Here is an 18,650-nt window from a genome sequence, read left to right as displayed (position 1 = left end):
AATGGAAGTGAGGGAATATGGCTTTGGAAGGTTTAAATCGCCTGCAAGTATATATTGCCGCGCAAAGCCTTGCCCAGAGGGTTTATTCTTCTGTGGTTCCTCTTTTGCCTTCTGAGGAAAAATGGGGGCTCAGTTCGCAAATCCGTCGAGCCGTCGCTAGTGTCCCCGCTAATATCGCTGAAGGTTATGGCCGATATTATTATCAGGAGACAATTCGCTTTTGCTATATTGCGAGAGGATCGTTAATGGAACTTTCCAGCCATTTTGATCTAGCGCGAGAACAGGGTTTCATTTCTGAAGAACTTTACCACCAGCTTGATAATGAGATGAATACCTTATTAAAGCTGATTCATGGATTCATCAAATACCTTAAACAGACTAAGCGCGGAATGAATGAGCCTGGAAGCCATTCAATTTCAGAAGCGCCTGGAGACTATTTTGTAGTTGATGACGACCATGTGGAAGTGAGCGATTGATGTATTCCCATTCCCAATTCTCATTTCACCATTCACACGAAATTAAAAGGAATTTTGGCGTAATTAGATAAAACACGAGGTTGAAGACATGAAAGTACCGTTAACTTGGTTGAATGATTATGTAGATTTGTCCGACCTGGACGTTGAAGACCTGGCAAAAGTCATGACGATGGTCGGCTTGGAAGTTGAAGAAATCCATCTGGTAGGCTTGCCTATGCCCGAGGCTGAGCGACATGAGTTTAAGTACACCGGCTTCTCCTGGCCAAAGGATAAGTTCATTGTTGCCCGAGTGGATGAGGTGCTGCCTCATCCGAACGCGGATCGGCTCGTTCTGTGCCGTTTGAATGATGGCGAGGAAGAGATCATCGTACTCACCGGCGCGCCGAACCTCTATGACTATAAAGGCAAGGGTCCCCTGGATGAACCGTTGAAGGTGGCTTACGCCCGAGAGGGTGCAGAGCTTTATGACGGGCACCAACCCGGCCACGAACTGACCACGCTCAAGCGGATGAAGATCCGCGGCGTGGAATCCTTCTCGATGATCTGTTCCGAGAAGGAATTGGGCATTTCAGAAGCTCACGAAGGCGTGATCCTGTTGGATGCCGATGCGCCAACCGGGATGCCCCTGGTGGATTATATGGGTGATGCTGTGTTTGATGTGGACACCCTGCCTAATATGGTGCGTGATGCTTCTGTGTTGGGGACGGCCCGCGAGATTGCCGCAGCCACCAGCAAAGAACTGAAATACCCGGATGATTCCTTTGAGATGGCCGGTCCGGCGCTGGAAGGACGGGTTTCGCTTGAAATCAAGGACCCCGAACTCAACCCCCGCTTCATGCTGGGGATGTTGGAGGGCGTTGCTACCTGCCCCAGCCCATATTGGGTACGTCGGCGCTTGAACATGGCCGGTATGCGGCCGATCAACGCGATCGTGGATGCGACCAATTATGTGATGCTAGAGATTGGTGAGCCGCTCCATGCCTTTGACTATGACATTCTTGTGGATCGTGTGGCCGGTAAGACACCCAAGATCATCACCCGCACGGCGGAAGAGGGCGAGAAGCTAACAACTCTGGATGATGTGGAACACACTCTGGATGCCGGGATGGAGCTGGTGACCGATAATGCCGGTGCTCTCTCGCTGGCCGGTGTGATGGGTGGTCAGGAAAGCGAAGTGAACGGCCAGACCTGCAACGTTTTGCTCGAAGGCGCTTCCTGGAACTTTATCAATATCCGCAAGACCGTCAGCAAGCTGAAGATTAACTCGGAAGCCGCCTATCGCTTCAGCCGGGGGATCCATCCGGCATTAGCCGAACTGGGCCTGCGGCTCTGCCTTAAGCGCATGCAGGAATGGGGCGGTGGCACGATTGCCAAGGGCGTGATTGATAATTATCCCAACCCGCCGGAAGACCCCGTGGTGGAGATTTCTGCGGAATGGGTGGACAATAACCTGGGCGTGGCGATCAGCCCCGACGCCATCGCTGAGATTCTGGGCCGGCTTGAGTTTGAGTGCAGCGTGAAAGGTGATATCGTCACCGCCAAGACCCCGCCGCACCGATTGGACATCCATGACGGACTGATTGGCCGGGCGGATTTATTGGAAGAGATCAGCCGGATCTATGGTTATGATAAGATTCCTTCCCGCTCTCTGAACCAACCCCTGCCGCCGCAGCGGGTGGACTATGAGATGGCGATGGAAGAGGTTCTGCGGGATTTGCTGGTCAATCTGGGAATGCAGGAGTTGATTGCTTACCGGATGACAGCGCCTGAACGTGAAGCCCGCCGGTTCCCGCCCGAATATACGGCGCCGGAAGTGCCTTATGTTGAAATTCAGAACCCGATCACCGTGGACCGCAGGGTGATGCGCCGCAGCGCGGTGGCGACCCTGTTGGAGATCATGGAATATAACGCCACGCTGAGTGACCGGCTGGCATTCTTTGAAATCGGGCCGGTGTTCCTCCCGGTAGAGGGACAGCAGCTCCCGAATGAAAAGATGATGCTTTCGATTGGCCTGACCGGCCTGCGGACCACTGCCGATTGGCAGAATGACGCCACAGAGGTGATGGATTTCTATGACCTGAAGGGTGTGATTGAGGGCATGATGGCCGGGCTGCATATTGATGATGTGGCCTATGTGGCCGCCGAACACCCCAGCCTGCACCCCGGGAAGTCAGCGGATGTGCTGGTGAACGGGAAGAAAGTCGGCGCAATGGGTGAGCTTCACCCGCTGGCAAAGGCCAATTACGAACTGGGTGACGCCCCGGTCTATCTGGCAGAATTTGACCTGGTCCCGCTGTTGGCGGCGGCCCGGATCCTGTTTGACGTAGAGCCCGTCCCGACCTACCCGCCTGTGCTGGAAGACTTGGCCGTGGTTGTGGATGAAACGGTCACGGCTGCTCAGGTGGAAGAAGTGATCCGAATGGGCGGCGGGGAATATTTGGCGAAGCTGCAACTCTTTGATATCTTCAGGGGCAAGCAGGTGGGCGAGGGGAAGAAGAGCCTCGCTTTCAGCCTGACCTATATCGCTCCGGATCGCACCCTGACGGACAAGGAAGTGAGTAAGCTCCGGCAGAAGGTGATCTTCCTGCTGGGTAAGGAACTGAACGCGGAATTGCGCAGTTAGGTTAGTAGGATATTTAATAGAAGAGAAAGAGGTGCTTTTTAGCACCTCTTTTTTCGTTTTGGTGGGTTAGCGACCTATCTTACAAAGATTGAATCTGAGATTGCTTCACTCCGTTCGCAATGACAAGAATTTTTTTGTCATTGCGAGCTTGCGAAGCAATCTAAAAGTTTATTTTTGGGGTCGACTATTTATCCGCTGAGTATTCCTTAGATGAGTTCAATCATTTGGAATGGTGCTTACTTACCCGAATGGGTAGGTTCAAATTAGTGACATTATTGTAAAATCTTTAATGGAAAAACCTCCCTATCCCAGAAAGAGGAAAAATAACATGATCGATCCGAGATGCGCAAAACTGGCAGATGTTCTGGTCAATTATTCCGTGGCGGTCAAGCCCGGTGATTGGGTGCTGATTCAGGGTGACCTGCTGACAGCCCCTATGATTGAAGAGATTTATCGTCAGGTTCTACGAGCCGGCGGCCATCCTAATACCCAGATCGGGTCGAATGGGATGACTGAAACCTTTTATAAGGAAGCCAGTGACGAACAACTGGAATGGATCTCGCCTTTCACTGATCTGGCGGTGACCAAAGCCGATGTGCTGATCAGCCTGATGGGGACGGGAAACACCCGCCACCTCACCCATGTGGACCCGGCGCGGATTGGGAAGGTCCAGGGCGCTAAGCGGCACCTTTTCCAGACCTTTATGAAGCGCTCTGCGGAAAACACCGTGCGCTGGGTGGGATCGATGTTCCCCAATAACGCCCATGCGCAGGAAGCGGAGATGAGCCTGAGCGAATATGAGGATTTTGTTTACGGTGCAACCTTTGCCGACAAGGATGACCCGGTGGCGGAATGGCAAAAATTCTATCACCGCCAGCAGGTGGTGGTGGATTGGCTGAAGGGTAAAAAGCACCTCACTGCCAAGGGGCCGAACCTTGATCTCTCGATGTCAATTGAGGGGCGGCTGTTTGTGAATTCGGATGGCAAGAAAAATATGCCGGATGGCGAGGTCTTCACCGGGCCGGTGGAGGACAGTGTGAATGGGTGGATTGAATTTACCTATCCGGCCATCGAACTTGGACGCGAAGTTGAAGATGTGCGGCTGGTGTTCAAGGATGGTAAGGTGGTGGAGGCTTCGGCCTCGAAGAACGAGGAAACGCTTCTCAGCCAGCTTGACATTGATGCCGGAGCGCGTTATGTGGGTGAATTTGCCATCGGGACCAACTATGGCATCCAGACCTTCACCAAGAACATGCTCTTTGATGAGAAAATGGGCGGCACGGTGCACCTGGCCCTTGGCGCCAGCATCCAGGAGACACTTGGGAAGAACGAATCGGCGATCCACTGGGATATGCTCTGTGATGTGAAACACGACAGCGAGATCCGCGTGGATGGCGAGCTGCTCTATAAGGACGGCGAATTCCAGATATAAGCGATTACAGGATGAATAAACACGCCTGACTGAGTATTTGTTAGGCGTGTTTCATTTAACGTTGAATTAGCGCTAAGAAATTACTCGGTAGATGTGGATTATCAGAAAACCTATCATGGCAACCAATCCGCTCAGGTATATCCAGCGGATCCATTTCCTGCGATTTGCTGTATTTGGGTTTAATAGTTGGATCGCAGAGATAAGGGTGATTGCATCGGCAAAGAGAATGGGTGGCAGAAAAACCAGTTCAAACCAGCCAAAGATGAATGGCAGGCTGCTGGCTGCGATCACGAAAAAGAAGATAGATGCGCCGACTCGGATAGCGGCTTCACGGCCAAACTTGATTGCCAGCGATTTCGAACCAGCTTCGTTATCCCCTTCCATATCCATCGCATCCGCTGATATCTCTTCTCCAAGATTAAAGAAAAAAGACCACAACGAGAAAAATATAACTGGGGTGGAGAATGGATTATTTACGGCGATACCGCCGAAAAAGAATGTCATTCCCACAGAAAAGCTGACCATCATATTGCCGACAAGGCCAAGTTTCTTGAATTTCCAGTTATACAGGAAACCGATCACCCACACGAAAAAGGCTACCAGGAATGCCTGGAAGGTGATTAATGTGGCCAGGGCCAAACCTGTCAATGTGACCAGAATGAAAAAAATGACCACTTCCCGGATGGATACCATCCCGGAGGGGATGGGACGGTGTGGGGCATTGATTCGATCACTTTCAACGTCGAAGACGTCATTCAGGATCAACGCGGCGGCAGAAAGGAGAAATACAGACGAAAAGCCCAAAAGAATGATCCGAAGAGGTGGCAGGTGGTCCAAAGCCACCAATTCACCGATGACAGTGCATATTCCGGCAGCCAAGGGTAGCTCAAACCGGACGAGAATTAGTAAACCATGCAGCTTTCGGAGCATAGCATCCTTCACTTTCTCGATAATTAACCGATCGGACAGGATAACCGAATAGCAACAACACCTTTTGTATTTTGGTTTGTTCCAATAGTACATTATTATCGGTAGTTTGAATACTGGCATTATGTGGGGAGAGATGGTTTTTGGATAGTGCTCAGACTTCGCTAGTTCACGGCATTTATCGAGGTCCAATTTACTTATAAAAACCCATTTTGAGACACTTCTCCCGACCTATATAAGGGAAAAGACCTTCGAAATCATTGGGGCTTTCAATGAATAACTTCAGATTCGACTGTCAGGCCGGATATAATAAATCATCAGACACTAACCAGTGAAAGGAATGGCTGATGCGCATTACAACGGTGGTCGAAAATCACGCCGGGGATGGCCTACAGGGTGAACATGGTCTCTGCTTCTACATTGAGCATGAGGGACAGGTTTACCTTTCCGATGTGGGCAAAACGGGATTGTTTGTGGAGAATGCCCGCAAGCTGGGCGTGGACCTGGCGCAGGTGGACGCGCTGGTGATTTCGCATCATCATTTTGACCACGGGGGCGGGCTGAAGCTGTTCTTCGAGGTAAACGAAAAAGGGATTGTCTACTTGCGTAAAGCACCGGAGATGGACTTGGTCATTGAAGACCCGGAACTGCCGCCTTATGTCGGCCTGGATAAGGCTGTGCTGGCGGCATTCGCCGACCGGATTCGGTATGTTGATGGTGACTCGGAAGTGCTTCCCGGGCTGCATTTGATAACAGAGATTCCCAGCAGCTATCCGAAACCCACCGGTGACATTCGGCTGAAGATGCAGCGGAGGGATGAAGTGCTGCCGGACACCTTCGAGCACGAACTGGTGACGGTTTTGGAAGGGGAGCGGGAATTGGTGGTGCTGACCGGCTGCGCGCATAACGGCGTGCTGAACATGATTGAGGCTGCCCGTACGGCGCTGCCCGGCAAGCCGATCAGGGCGGTGGTGGGCGGATTTCACCTGAACGCAGAGACCCAGCCGACAGTCTTTGGCGTGGGCAAGGAACTGCTGGAAATGGATATCCCCGAAATTTACACCGGTCATTGCACCGGTGAGCTGCAGACCGATATCCTGGCCGAGGTGCTGGGAGAGCGGCTGCACCGGCTGCACACCGGGCTGGTGATGGAATTCAATTGATTTATTATTTACAGGAGGGTGATTATGGATAGTAACCAATGGGAAGTCACGAATGAAGATTGGATAGCATTTACATACCAATTAAACATAGAATCAGATCGCGGTGTGGCTTTAGTAGGCTCAGAAATGTTGAGTCAGTTACTTAAGGGTTTGATTGGAAAGAAATTACTTCCGGATCCAAAAACAAGAAATAAGATTTTAACAAACGTTGGATCTCCAGTTTCAACTTTTAGTTCGAGAATCGAATTAGCATATGGAATGGGTTTAATTAGTAATGATGAATACCATGATTTAACGATTATTCGGAAGATTAGGAACAGTCTTGCTCACTCAATTAAAGAAAAATACTTTGCCGATGAAGATATAAAAAATAAAATTAATGAATTGCGAATTCCTAGGCTTTCAGAATATAGTTATTCAGAAGTTCCAAGGAAGAATTTTATTAATGGATCAAGTATGGTTGCGGCTTTCATAAGTATGCGTACTTCTGAAGATTATCCTGATGTTAATAATCCAAAGCGCATTATTTATGAAAGATAGATAGAGGACCATAAAAAATCTCTTTTGGAGGAGAAGATGGCACAGATTGAAAAGCGCATATTAGGCAAAAGCGGCATTGAGGTCACCAAGCTGGGCGTGGGGCTCTGGGCGATCGGCGGAACGGAGTGGGGAGCGACGGATGACAAGGAATCGCTGGAGATGATCTCGGCCGCAGCGGATCTGGGTATCAATTTCTTTGATACGGCGGATATCTACGGTGACGGACATAGTGAGACCCTTTTGGGGCAGGCCTTGAAGGGGCGGCGAAAGGATTTCGTCATCGCCAGCAAGATTGGCTGGGATGGCTTTGATTATGACAAGTGGGTCAGCAAATATGCGACGGTGGAGCAATTGATCGCCGGGGTGGAGACCAGCCTGGACCGGCTCCAGACGGATTATCTTGACCTGATCCAGTGCCACATTGACTACCGGGAACCGCACATGGAAATCTTTGTGGAAGGCTTCCAGAAACTGCAAAAACAGGGCAAGGTGCGCGCCTATGGCCTCAGCACCAGTGACTTTGATTACCTGCAGGCCTTCAACGCTGATAACCGGGCAGCCGCCCTGCAAATTGACTATTCGATCCTCAACCGAACCCCCGAAGCGGAAATCTTCCCCTATATCAAGGATCATCGCCTGGGCGTGCTGACCCGCGGACCGCTGGCTATGGGGATATTGACCGGGAAATTTACCGCCGAGTCCACTTTCGGCTCCGGTGACTTCCGGCAGAATTGGGTTAAGAACCCTGAGGAACGTGAAATCTTCCTGAGCGACCTGGAGAAGGTGCAGCGACTGCGAGCTCTGGCCGAAGACCGCACGCTGGCGCATATTGCGATCCAGTTCGTGATGCAGAATCCGGCCGTCACGGTGGCGATTCCCGGAGCGAAGCGGATTTCCCAGCTCAAGGAGAACGTAAAAGCTGCTCTTCTGCCGGAATTGGACGCTTACGAGCTGGATTATATCGACACCATCACGCGTCCCGGCGGCGGCCGCAAGATCTGGCCAGCTTAGGAGCTGATTTCAGATTTGAAAAGATTTGGGAGCTTACCAGATCCAGGGGAAGAGACGATAGCGGACCCGGTGAGTGTATTCAACGTATCCCGGCAGCTTCTCCTGCAGCGTCCGGTCTTCCAGCGCGGTCCGGGTGAGCATGATGACCGTCAGCAGGAGGGCGGGGAGGCAGGCCCACCATGAATCCAGCAGGAAGGGTGTTGCCAGATAGCTGAGCAGCGCGCCGCTGTAACCGGGGTGCCGCAGCCAGCGATAAGGGCCGCTGCTGACCACTACTTGCCCGCGATCTTCCTGAATTCGGACCACACCGGAGAAAAAGCGGTTGGCGATCAGTGCCCAGGAGGCGACTACCATCCCGGCGAGGTAGAGGGTGGCGGCGGTTAGATGCGCCCAGAGGGGGAAGCCCGCAGGAGAGCCAAAGCGCGCATCCAGCCCGGCCGTGAGGGGCAGCAACAAGCCGGCAATCCCCAGCAGGGTGGTGAGGGTCTTGTCCCAGGGTTCGATATTCTCGTGTTTGGTGATTTTGCCGCGTTCGGCGATGATGTCGGGGTTACGTTTGGCGGCCAGGGTGCGGCTGATGACGAAGCTGAGGATCATGCCCAGAGCGAAAACCCAGCCCTCCCACCAGTCCCAGCGCCAGGAGATCAGCAAGGGCAGCATGGGCACGAGGAGGATGAAGAGTAGGAGTTGAAGGATCAGGCTTGGGGTAAAGATGCGTTCTTTTTCTGTCATCACACACCTGCCTTTAGAATGGGGACAGAAGAAAGGTCTATCTCAACTTCCATTATACATTTTCCGACTGGATAAAAAACAGATCGTCAACGTAATCCATCTGGCGATCTGCAACTTTCCGATAATTATAAAAAATGGACTATTCTTCCGGCTTCCTCGCTACAATCACCAATGACAACCCCTCCCAGGGCAGGATGCGGTCGATCAGGCGAAAGAGGGGGACCATCACATTGAAGACTTTCAGTCCCAGGCGACCGATGGCTTTTTGTTTGGCGATCTTGCCCCGCCACCACCAGCCGATCACGCCGATCTTGTTCAGCGTGAAGAGTTCTTCCACATCGTAATTCAACTCCTCAAACAGGACTCGCAACTGCTCACGGTCATAGCGCCGATAGTGACCGATAGCCTCGTCCAGGCTGCAATAGAGCTTTTGTCCCCGCGGCACGATGAAGATCATCCGCCCACCGGGTTTCAGCACCTGGTCGGCATGGGCCACCACCGCGCGGTCATCCTCGATATGCTCAATGACATTCGAGCAGAGGATCGAATCCGGCTGGGGTAGGTCTGTGGGTGGCAGAAGGGTGGCATCCCATTCGCGCACGTCCACGCCGGGGGTGTTGAGGTAGGCGTTGCGCAGGATTTCCAAATAGACCGGGTCAATCTCGGTGGCGATCACATCCGTGTATTGCATCAGGATGCGTACGTCATTGCCGATCCCTGAGCCGATCTCCAGCAGCAGCTGGCCGACATAAGGGCGGGTGCGCGCCAGGGTCCATTCCGTGTATTTGGGGGCGGCTTCCATATCGATCAGGTCTTTGTGACCATAGGAGCCCTGGAACATGTCGTCGATCACCCAATATTTGAAGATGGTCCAGATGGCCTGCAGGCCGTCTTTCCAGCCGATTTTCTTCCCCTCGGCATAGGTGCGGCCGTGATAGCTGATCGGCACTTCATAGATCCGCAGCTTGCGTTTGGCAAATTTGGCGGTCAGCTCCGGCTCGATCCCGAAGCGTTTGGAGCGGATTGGGATGGTCTTGGCGATCTGCATCCGGAAGGCCTTATAGCAGGTCTCCATGTCGGTCAGGTTCAGGTCGGTGAAGAAGTTGCTGAGCAGGGTCAGAAACTGGTTGGCGATGGTGTGGCGGAAATAGAGCACCCGCCGCTCCTGATGGTCGGCAAAACGGGAGCCATAGACCACATCGGCCGCGCCTTCCAGGATGGGCTGCAGGACCGCGGCATATTCACCGGGGTCATATTCGAGGTCAGCATCCTGAATGATGCCGAGGTCACCGGTGGCGGCCTGGATCGCAGTGCTGATCGCGTTGCCCTTGCCCTGGTTCTGTTCCAGCAGAATCACCTGGATCGTATCCGGGTGTTCGGTTGCCAGTTCAGCCAGGATCTCATGGGTGCCATCCGTGGAGCAGTCATCCACGATGACCAGTTCAAGTGTGTCGATGCCGGGGATTTCCTGCGCCATGACACGGCTGACGATCTCTCGCAAGGTGCGGCGTTCATTATAGACGGGGATCAGAACAGATAATTTCATTTTCACTCCGGTTTTGATTATAACATTTCACCCACTCAAGGCTTTCTCAGCTTATTCCGGCTATAATTGGTTTTGATGACACGTACCATTGAAGTTTTACCTTATGACCGCGAATGGCCTGGGTTTTATCAAGCCGAGGCAGATAAAATCGCGCCTATCCTTGGTGAGAACTTAATTGCATTGCACCATATCGGTTCCACCAGCGTGCCGGGCTTGGCGGCTAAACCGACAATTGATATCCTGGCAGTAGTCAAAGATTTGGAGCAAATGGACGTGCTGAACCTTCGGCTGGCAGACCTGGGATATCAACCCAGAGGTGAAAACGGGATTGCTGGAAGGCGCTATTTTGATAAAAAAGATGGCGATGTCCATCTTTTCCACCTCCACGCATTTCAGGAAAACCATCCGGCGATTGAAGAGCATCTGATCTTCCGAGATTACTTGCGATCTCATCCGGAGCGCTGCAGCGAATACGCCGCATTGAAGCATGATATAGCTGAAATCTACAAGTTTGAACCTGTTCGATATACCGATGGCAAGGCGGATTTTATCCAAAAGACGATTGAAGCTGCCAAAGCCTGGAAGAATATTGGTAGCACCTAAGGAGTTCTTATGCCACTGGCTGTAATTGTGATCCTTGTCCTCCTCGGATTTGCCCTGATCTGGCTGATCTATAGCCTTTTTTGGGGGACTCCGCCCACCATCAATCTGGCGGTGGAGCGGATGGGGCTGCGCTTGTTGGGGATGGATCCAGAATTGTTCAGTTCCCTTGGCTTGTTGGATAACACGCTGCTCGATTTTCACAGTGGCAACCTGACCGATGCCTCACCAGCCCAAATGGTGCGCAGTCAGCACCTGGATCGGGAAGGTCTGCGGTTGATTCGGCGGTTTAAACCGGAAAAGCTATCCGGACAGAAGTGGGTCACCTATCATTTGATGCGCTGGTATTACGAACAAAACCTACGGGGGCACCGGTTTGATTATCACTGGGTGGCCAATCCGGTTTTCATGGGTCCTTACCCGGTGAATCAGGTTTTTGGCGTTCAGGTGGACCTGATCAACTTCCTCAGCACGATTCACACCATCAAGGGCCGCCGCAGTGTCCGACGCTATTTGCAGCGGCTGGAAGAAGTGAGGTGGAAATTGGAGGGGTTGATCCAGAGCCTGCAGAGCCGGGCCGAGAATGGCGTGATCCCGCCCAAATTTGTTCTGGAGAAATCTCTGGATCAAATTAAAGTCCTGCTTGAAATGCCTATCAAGGGGAGTCCGCTCTATACCAGTTTGATTGAGCGAATGCAGCAGTCGGGGCGCTTTAGCATCCGAGCACAGGCTCGCTGGGCTGGGAAAGCTGCCCAGATCATTGAACACACTGTTCAGCCAGCCTATCGCATGCTGGCAGCCGAACTGGAAACCCAACTGGAGCAGGTTGGGGAGGGGGACGGCGTTTGGCGGCTGCCGGGCGGGGAGGAATATTATGCTTTCCTGCTGCGCAACCACACGACCACAGACCTGACAGCCGACGAGATCCATGAATTGGGTATTGCCGAAGTGGCCCGCCTGATGGATGAGGTCCGGAGTGTGCTGGTGGAACTGGGATTGCCGACCGATTATCCCAACGCTCAGCTTAAAGAGTTGAGGGTTGACTCCAAATATCATTACCAGGGGGAGAAGGCCGGTCAGGAGATCCTTGAGGATTACCAGGCCATTTTAGATGAAATCAATGCCCGCATGCTGGAACAATTTTCCTTTGGTCCACTGGATGAGATTGTGGTGAAACGCCTGCCTGAATATAAGGAGCTGGATTCACCGATTGCCTATGCCGAGGCGCCTGCTATGAATGGCAGCCGGCCGGGGACGATGTGGATCAACCTGAGAGATCCAGATAACGTTTATCGCTGGGGTATGCGTACATTGGCCTACCATGAAGGGATTCCCGGCCATGTCTACCAGATGGCCCAGACGCAGAAGATAAAAGGTCTGCCAACTTTCCGCCGGGCGTTTTTCTTCAATGCGTATAGTGAAGGTTGGGCTCTTTATGCAGAGCGGCTGGGTTGGGAAATGGGCCTGGAAGACCCTGTCAGTAATTTGGGCCGGTTGCAGGCACTGCTTTGGCGGGCCGCCCGTTTGGTGGTGGATACCGGCATCCATGCCAAGCGTTGGAGTCGCCAGGAAGCGATTGACTACATGGTGGCTGTCACGGGGCTGCCGGAGCAGGATGTGATCTCGGAGGTTGAGCGCTACGTGGTGATGCCCGGCCAGGCCTGCGCTTATTACATCGGCTATCTTAAGCTGTTAGCGCTGCGCCAAAAGGTCGAATCCACCCTGGGCGAGGCTTTCAGCTTGCAGGATTTTCATGATGTCATTATCAATAATGGGGGCTTACCGTTGACGCTGCTGGAGACTGTGGTCAACAATTATGTGGACAAGGTGACAGGAATCCGCCCCTGAGGGTTCAAGCTATCAGAAGGGGATTATCCGGCCGGATGGGGAGCATGCCGACCTGGATGAATTGGAGTGTGCCAGCCCGGACTGCGAGTTCAGCGGCGGGACGGAAGTCCTTGCCTGCCAAAGTTTGGGAACAGAGCACGGCCAACACCTGATCGCCGCAGCCGGTTGATTCAGAGTGCGGTGGGATGGATAGCTCGGGTGGGGGGAGATGGAAAGCGCTTTCCTTGGTGAACCCGTAGGCGCCCTTCGCGCCATCGGTGATCAGCACATACTCAACCCCTTGATCCAGCAGTTTCTCAGCCGCTAATTTTGCATCTTTATAGCCCTGCACACCGACATCTGTGATCCTTTCAGCTTCCTCTGCGTTGGGCTTGATCCATTTAGGCGGGTGAACGAAAAGAGGGGCGAAATCAACTTGGGCTTCCGGGGGCTGTCCGCCGGGGTCCAGCATCACGGGCAGGTCCAGTTCATGGGCCATTGCCAGGACAAAGGCAGCCGTCTCAAGCGGCATTTCCAGCGTCATCAGGAGGATGCCGTTGTTGGCAGCGAGCTTTTCCAGCAGCGGCCGGGCCTGGGTGATCTCAGCGGGGGTCAGGGTCTCGTTGCGCCCTGGCAGGTAATAGCTGGCGCGCTGGCCGTTGGTCTGGTTGAGGAAAATGGAGAGGGTGGGCAGCTCATCGGGGCGGTCCGTTTCGAGCTGGATGCCTTCCAGGCTGATCCCTGCAGATTCCAGAGAATCAAGCGGGATTTTATATAGCCCGCGTGCATCCTGGACGAGTTTGCTGATCATCCCAACCTGACCGGGAGCCAGCCAGGGGGCCAGCATAGTTGCGATGTTACGGCCCTTGCCGCCTGGCGAGAGCCGCACGGATTGACCGTTGACCTGTTCATCGGACTGGGCAAAATGCGGCAGGCCCTGGATGACCAGGTCAATATTCAACGCACCAATGACAATGGCCTTGAGTGGTTCGGTCATGGTTGGGGTCTTTTGTCTTGAATTTAATCGATACCGGTGGCCTTACGGGCTTTGGCGAGGATCGGTTTGGCAATTGCCCGGGCTTTCTCTGCGCCTTCATTCAGAATCTTGTCAATGTTGGCTTTGTCGGCGATTAGGGCATTGAATTTCTCGCGGGGTTCCGCAAATTCATCAAGAATCAGGTTAGCCAGTTCCTTCTTTAGATCACCATAAGCTGCGCCGCCGTTGATATAGAGTTGGCGGATTTCTTCCAGTCGGTCGGGGGTGGCGAAGAACTGTAGCAGGGAGAAGAGGTTGTCACCCTCGGGGTCCTTGGGATCTTCGGGGCGTTTGCTGTCCGTGACGATCCGCATCACCTGTTTGCGCACCTTTTTCTCGGTGGCAAAGATCGGGATGACGTTGTCATAGCTCTTGCTCATCTTGCGGCCATCCAAGCCGGGCACCTTCTTGACTGCTTCCTGGATGATGCCTTCGGGAACAGTCAGCACCTCGCCATAGGTTCGGTTGAAAGCTTCGGCGATATCACGGGTGATCTCAATATGCTGTTTTTGATCCAGGCCTACAGGCACGACGGCGGAGCCATAGAGCAGGATGTCGGCTGCCATCAGCACAGGGTAGTAAAACAGGCCGCTGTTGATGCCCTCATCGGGGTCATGATTGTTGCCGAGGTTGGTATCCACGGCGTCCTTGTAGGCATGGGCACGGTTGAGCAGTCCTTTGGAGGTGAAGCAGGCGAGAATCCAGGCAAATTCTGGGATCTCAGGGACGTCGGATTGGCGGAAGAAGATAGCCTTGTCGGGATCGAGCCCCAGGGCCAGCCAGCTGGCTGCGACCTCATAGACCAGATCTCGCAGGGTCTGGGCGTCGCGCATGGTGGTCAGCGCGTGGTAATCGGCGACAAAATACATCCCCTGGTAATTTTCCATCAGGTTCAACGCAGGGCGATACATGCCGAGGTAGTTGCCGATGTGGGGATTGCCGGTGGGTTTGATTCCGGTCAATGCGATGGGTTTCATAATGGTCCTTCTATCCGTAAAAAGTACTTGGTTATTAGTCAGGTTTCTATTATAAACGATTATTATTTCGGCTAAACAGCGCTCCTGGAGACTGGGTGGAAGTAATCGATATATCGAAAAAGAAAACTTTAGAACCTGCCCCTTCCTGCCTGCAAACTAAGTGAAGCAGGCATCCTTCCCCTGAGCTCAGGGGAAGGAACGAGGATGGGGTTCTCACCTCTGTATGGGCAATGTGTATCATGTTAAATTAGTCCCCTCGATCAGTTGATTAATAAGTATTGTTATTTCAAGTAACCCCCGAAGTATTGGGCTCAATGGTATATTTAGGACGATAAGCCCTGCCAGGCGACATGCTTCGAAACGGTTGGCGGGAAAAAGGAGTGAATTGATGCGCGAAGAGAAGCAAGAACGCCGATTGGAAGATATCCAGTGCTTCCTGATGGATATGGACGGCACGATCTATCTGGGGGACCAGTTGCTGCCCGGCGCACGGGAATGGCTGGAATTACTTGATTCCAATTGTATTGCCTATACTTTCCTGACCAATAATTCCTCGCGCTCCCGCGTGGAATATGCCCAAAAGCTGCAGCGGCTGGGGCTGCCTGTGCCGGAAGAAAAGATATTCACCTCCGGTGAGGCCACTGCGATCTATCTTGAGAAGAATTACCCTGGTGCGACGATGAAAGTGTTTGGAACACCGCCGCTGTTGGAGGAATTTGAGCGGCATGGCTTTACGCTCACCGATGAGGACCCGGATGTGGTGGTGCTGGGTTTTGATACGACCCTGACCTATGAGAAGCTATGGAAGCTGTGTGATTTGGTGGTGGCCGGAAAACCATATATCGCCACGCACCCGGATATCAATTGCCCAACCGAGACCGGCTATAAACCTGATATTGGTGCGATGATGGCTTTGGTGGCTTCCTCGACGGGCCGCCGTCCGGATGAGATCGTGGGCAAACCCAATTGGCCGATTGTGGAGGCCCTTGCCGCCAAGACCGGTTTCCCAATTCACACCCATTGCATGATTGGCGACCGGTTATACACCGATATCGCCCTGGGTCAATGGGGAATTGCCACGGCGTTGGTACTCAGCGGGGAATCGAGCGCAGAAGATCTGGCTGTTTCCCACTATAAGCCCGATTTTGTGGCGAAAGATATTGCGGAGATGGGGGATCTGTTGCTGAGGGCATTGGCGGCGTGATGGAACTTTCCGAGTACCTGGCCTCTCTCAATCTGCCGGATTGGCGCTATCTCTCCGAGACCGGTTCGACCAACGACCTGGCGCTGGCCTGGGCAGGGGAGGGCGCTGCCGATGGCTCTCTGGTGCTGGCTGACCGGCAGACCGCTGGCAGGGGGCGGGCGGGCCGCCATTGGATGACGAAATCGGGGGCCGCCATCGCGATGAGTTTGGTGCTGCGGCCGGCAGAGGCTGAATTAGCCTATATTCCCCGGTTCACGGCTTTGGCCACTCTCGGGCTGGTGAGTGCCCTGGCTTCAAAGGGTCTGAATGCTGAGATCAAGTGGCCGAATGATGTGCTGCTGGCAGGCCGGAAGGTCGCCGGGGTGCTGGTAGAGGCTTTTTGGCAGGGGGAGAACCTGGAAGCGCTGGTTGTGGGGATGGGGGTGAATGTGTCTCGAGGTGCGCTGCCCCCAGCGGAGGAATGCCGCTATCCGGCGACAACCATTGAGGACGAAAGGGGGGAATCGGTAGACCGTTGGGAAATTCTGGCAGGAATCTTGCATAGTATATTTACCTACCGCACGAACCTGACCACGGATGCCTTTATGGCGGCCTGGAATGAGAAATTGGCCTTCAAAGGAGAGCAGATCGCTTTTCGCTTAGCCAATGGACAGGCAAAACACGCCAAGGTGCTCAAAGTCCAACCGGATGGCAGACTGGCCCTCCAGGTTGAAGGACAAACAGAGCCATTCCTGGCAGCTGCTGGAGAAATTGAAATGGCAGGTCGTGACGGTTAGCTGAAAGTTAGGACTAACGAGGAGTCATGCCATGTCAGAATATGTTGCGATAAACCGCAGTGGTCGGATGACCGCCCCCAGATATATGCAGCCCCGTAAACCCGTTTTGGATGAGCCGCTGGACATTGACTGTGGCAGGCAGACGGTTGCCATGCCGACCCATCAGACTGTGATCCCCACACCGGTGGTTGCGCAGGTCCAGGTGGAAACCGCACCGGTCCTGGTGGAAGAACCTATCCTGGCAGTGAATACCCCCGCAAAAGATAATATTTATTATGCTGAACTGGCAGCCCAGCAGAATGTCGCAGCCCAGCCCGCACAGTTCGTGGGTGAGACGGTCGAGGTAGATGAGGTCGAAGTTGAAGCAGCCCCCGAACGCAAACGGCGGAAACTGACGACATTCCAGCAGTGGATCGTCATTCTCCTGGAAGTGGCGGTCGTTCTGATTTTGGCAACGGTTTATCTATATATCACGGACAGAATTGACATGCCCGAGGTGGTGCTGGATACGATTGAGAAAGGGCTGAGCCTGATTTCAGCAATTAAATAGTCATATCGGACCATACTAGTTGTGAAACTTATTGGTTCCTTTAAAGACAGATAGACGGCAAAGCCGTCTATCTGTCTTTTTTGTCCCTGAAATCTTGTCGCGCTGTAAGTTTGACTTATGTTAGATTCCAATTACTTTCTCTATAAGCTCATCTTCATACTATTTGCTTTGAACGGCTGCGGTTGAAGCTGCAATTTCACTTCCCGCCAACCCATCCATTGGGTAGATGATTATCGTTGAGCTCTCTTCCTTGGACATTTCCAGAAGAGCCTGGATCTGCCGGAGCTGCATTGTGCCTTCCGAACTGGTTAGAATCTTGCTTGCATCAGCCAAGGATTTTGCTACAGTAATTTCCGCATCTGCCTGAATTTTCTTTGCCTTTGCGCTCCGCTCTGCTCTGGCGATAACCGCCAATTCTTCAATGAGAGCTGGAGGAGTGCCAACATCTGTGATGCGTACAGCTCGCACGTTGACACCATAATCCTGAGCGACCGTATCTATCTCAGCTTTCAAACTTTTGGCAATTTTCTCAGTCTCTGAAAGCAAGGGGCGCAAATCGTTTCTTCCAATCGTGCTCTTCAGGGCTTCCATCGAGGCCCATTCGGTTGTTTTCCAGAAATCCTTGACATTTATGGCGGCTTTCTCAGGGTCTTCAATATCCAATTCAACCGCGGCCGTCACATCTACAGGAATATTGTCTCTGGTCAATGTCTTGGTTGCCTTGACCTCGTAAGTTGAAATCCGCACGTCAATGATGTCTGCTACCTCATAAATAAACGGTGGGATCAGGAACACACCAGGCCCACGAGTTCCGACTGATTTGCCCAATCTTAACAGGATCAACCGTTCCCATTGGGGAAGGACATACACCATCTTCGCTAATAGATTCCCAATCCAAAAGATCACTGTAATCTTGACGATCATCAATAGAATTCTGGTAATTGGATTGCCAGGACCACCAGCAATGATGCTTACAATATTTCTATAATCTGGAATCAGAAAAAGTAATAACAGTGGAATAACCACCACCAGACGGATCAGAGTCCGTAAGAAAAGTTGTACCGTATTACGTCTTCTTATAAACATCTTTTATCTCCTTGTATTAGATATATATAATTTTATTATGAAGGCGTTTTGAAATTATGTTAACTATAAAATATATGGGTTTTTGTTACAAATAACCTGACTTATGGTCTCGCTGGAAGTGTGAGCTACCAAAGTGTAGGAGTG

The 18,650-nt window shown here is 52.6% G+C and carries 17 protein-coding genes; 11 read left to right on the top strand and 6 right to left on the bottom strand.

Going from position 1 to position 18,650, the window contains the following annotated elements; all coding sequences use genetic code 11:
- The first annotated feature begins 17 nt into the window (after nt 1–17).
- The 3 genes from JR338_07740 (at nt 18) to JR338_07730 (ending at nt 4,531) form a co-directional block, all read left to right on the top strand.
- Complete coding sequence (locus JR338_07740) at nt 18–476, top strand: four helix bundle protein (GenBank protein QRN82332.1); 459 nt, start codon at nt 18–20, stop codon at nt 474–476.
- Nucleotides 477–564: 88 nt separating this feature from the next.
- Nucleotides 565–3,099, top strand: coding sequence for a phenylalanine--tRNA ligase subunit beta (locus JR338_07735; GenBank protein QRN82331.1), 2,535 nt, complete (start codon nt 565–567; stop codon nt 3,097–3,099).
- Nucleotides 3,100–3,427: 328 nt separating this feature from the next.
- Nucleotides 3,428–4,531: an aminopeptidase gene (locus tag JR338_07730; protein ID QRN82330.1), complete on the top strand. Its 1,104-nt coding sequence runs from the start codon at nt 3,428–3,430 to the stop codon at nt 4,529–4,531.
- 72 nt (nt 4,532–4,603) lie between these two features.
- Here JR338_07730 and JR338_07725 read toward each other — a convergent pair whose 3' ends face one another.
- Entirely contained in the window at nt 4,604–5,461 is an 858-nt protein-coding gene (locus tag JR338_07725; GenBank protein QRN82329.1) for a UbiA family prenyltransferase, read from the bottom strand.
- Between the two features lie 344 nt (nt 5,462–5,805).
- Here JR338_07725 and JR338_07720 point away from each other — a divergent pair, with 344 nt between their 5' ends.
- The 3 genes from JR338_07720 to JR338_07710 are packed head-to-tail and all read left to right on the top strand — an operon-like array spanning nt 5,806 to nt 8,172.
- Entirely contained in the window at nt 5,806–6,621 is an 816-nt protein-coding gene (locus JR338_07720) for an MBL fold metallo-hydrolase (GenBank protein QRN82328.1), read from the top strand.
- Between the two features lie 24 nt (nt 6,622–6,645).
- Nucleotides 6,646–7,161 (top strand): hypothetical protein, encoded by a 516-nt coding sequence (locus tag JR338_07715; protein QRN82327.1) that lies wholly within the window; start codon nt 6,646–6,648, stop codon nt 7,159–7,161.
- A 36-nt stretch (nt 7,162–7,197) separates the two neighbouring features.
- Nucleotides 7,198–8,172 (top strand): aldo/keto reductase, encoded by a 975-nt coding sequence (locus JR338_07710; protein QRN82326.1) that lies wholly within the window; start codon nt 7,198–7,200, stop codon nt 8,170–8,172.
- A 33-nt stretch (nt 8,173–8,205) separates the two neighbouring features.
- On the opposite strand, the gene JR338_07705 is transcribed toward JR338_07710, so the two are convergent.
- Nucleotides 8,206–8,904 (bottom strand): isoprenylcysteine carboxylmethyltransferase family protein, encoded by a 699-nt coding sequence (locus JR338_07705; protein ID QRN82325.1) that lies wholly within the window; start codon nt 8,902–8,904, stop codon nt 8,206–8,208.
- Nucleotides 8,905–9,043: 139 nt separating this feature from the next.
- Complete coding sequence (locus tag JR338_07700; protein ID QRN82324.1) at nt 9,044–10,450, bottom strand: glycosyltransferase; 1,407 nt, start codon at nt 10,448–10,450, stop codon at nt 9,044–9,046.
- Nucleotides 10,451–10,525: 75 nt separating this feature from the next.
- Between JR338_07700 and JR338_07695 the strand changes: the two genes are divergently transcribed.
- Complete coding sequence (locus tag JR338_07695; protein ID QRN82323.1) at nt 10,526–11,053, top strand: GrpB family protein; 528 nt, start codon at nt 10,526–10,528, stop codon at nt 11,051–11,053.
- A 9-nt stretch (nt 11,054–11,062) separates the two neighbouring features.
- Complete coding sequence (locus JR338_07690) at nt 11,063–12,898, top strand: DUF885 domain-containing protein (GenBank protein ID QRN82322.1); 1,836 nt, start codon at nt 11,063–11,065, stop codon at nt 12,896–12,898.
- 4 nt (nt 12,899–12,902) lie between these two features.
- On the opposite strand, the gene JR338_07685 is transcribed toward JR338_07690, so the two are convergent.
- Together JR338_07685 and trpS are read right to left on the bottom strand one after the other, a co-directional pair.
- Nucleotides 12,903–13,874 (bottom strand): bifunctional hydroxymethylpyrimidine kinase/phosphomethylpyrimidine kinase, encoded by a 972-nt coding sequence (locus JR338_07685; protein ID QRN82321.1) that lies wholly within the window; start codon nt 13,872–13,874, stop codon nt 12,903–12,905.
- A 23-nt stretch (nt 13,875–13,897) separates the two neighbouring features.
- Nucleotides 13,898–14,890: a tryptophan--tRNA ligase gene (trpS, locus tag JR338_07680; protein QRN82320.1), complete on the bottom strand. Its 993-nt coding sequence runs from the start codon at nt 14,888–14,890 to the stop codon at nt 13,898–13,900.
- A 388-nt stretch (nt 14,891–15,278) separates the two neighbouring features.
- On the opposite strand from trpS, the gene JR338_07675 reads away from it, so the two are divergent.
- From JR338_07675 to JR338_07665, 3 genes are read left to right on the top strand one after another with little or no spacing between them, the layout of a single operon-like run.
- On the top strand, nt 15,279–16,094 hold the full coding sequence (locus JR338_07675; protein QRN82319.1) for an HAD-IIA family hydrolase: 816 nt from the start codon (nt 15,279–15,281) through the stop codon (nt 16,092–16,094).
- Complete coding sequence (locus tag JR338_07670; GenBank protein ID QRN82318.1) at nt 16,094–16,870, top strand: biotin--[acetyl-CoA-carboxylase] ligase; 777 nt, start codon at nt 16,094–16,096, stop codon at nt 16,868–16,870. Before JR338_07675 ends, JR338_07670 begins: the two co-directional genes overlap by 1 nt.
- Before the next feature lie 31 nt (nt 16,871–16,901).
- The gene (locus tag JR338_07665; protein ID QRN82317.1) at nt 16,902–17,420 is read left to right on the top strand and encodes a hypothetical protein; all 519 of its coding nucleotides are present in this window, start codon (nt 16,902–16,904) and stop codon (nt 17,418–17,420) included.
- 159 nt (nt 17,421–17,579) lie between these two features.
- Here the strand turns inward: JR338_07665 and JR338_07660 are convergent, their stop codons facing one another.
- Nucleotides 17,580–18,344, bottom strand: coding sequence for a hypothetical protein (locus JR338_07660; GenBank protein ID QRN82316.1), 765 nt, complete (start codon nt 18,342–18,344; stop codon nt 17,580–17,582).
- Nucleotides 18,345–18,650: the final 306 nt, after the last annotated feature.

It is taken from the genome of Chloroflexota bacterium (assembly GCA_016887485.1).
In the GTDB taxonomy this organism is placed as follows: domain Bacteria; phylum Chloroflexota; class Anaerolineae; order Anaerolineales; family Anaerolineaceae; genus Brevifilum.
The sequence above is the reverse complement of the archived record's forward strand: the minus strand, read 5'-3'. Positions and strand labels throughout refer to the sequence as shown.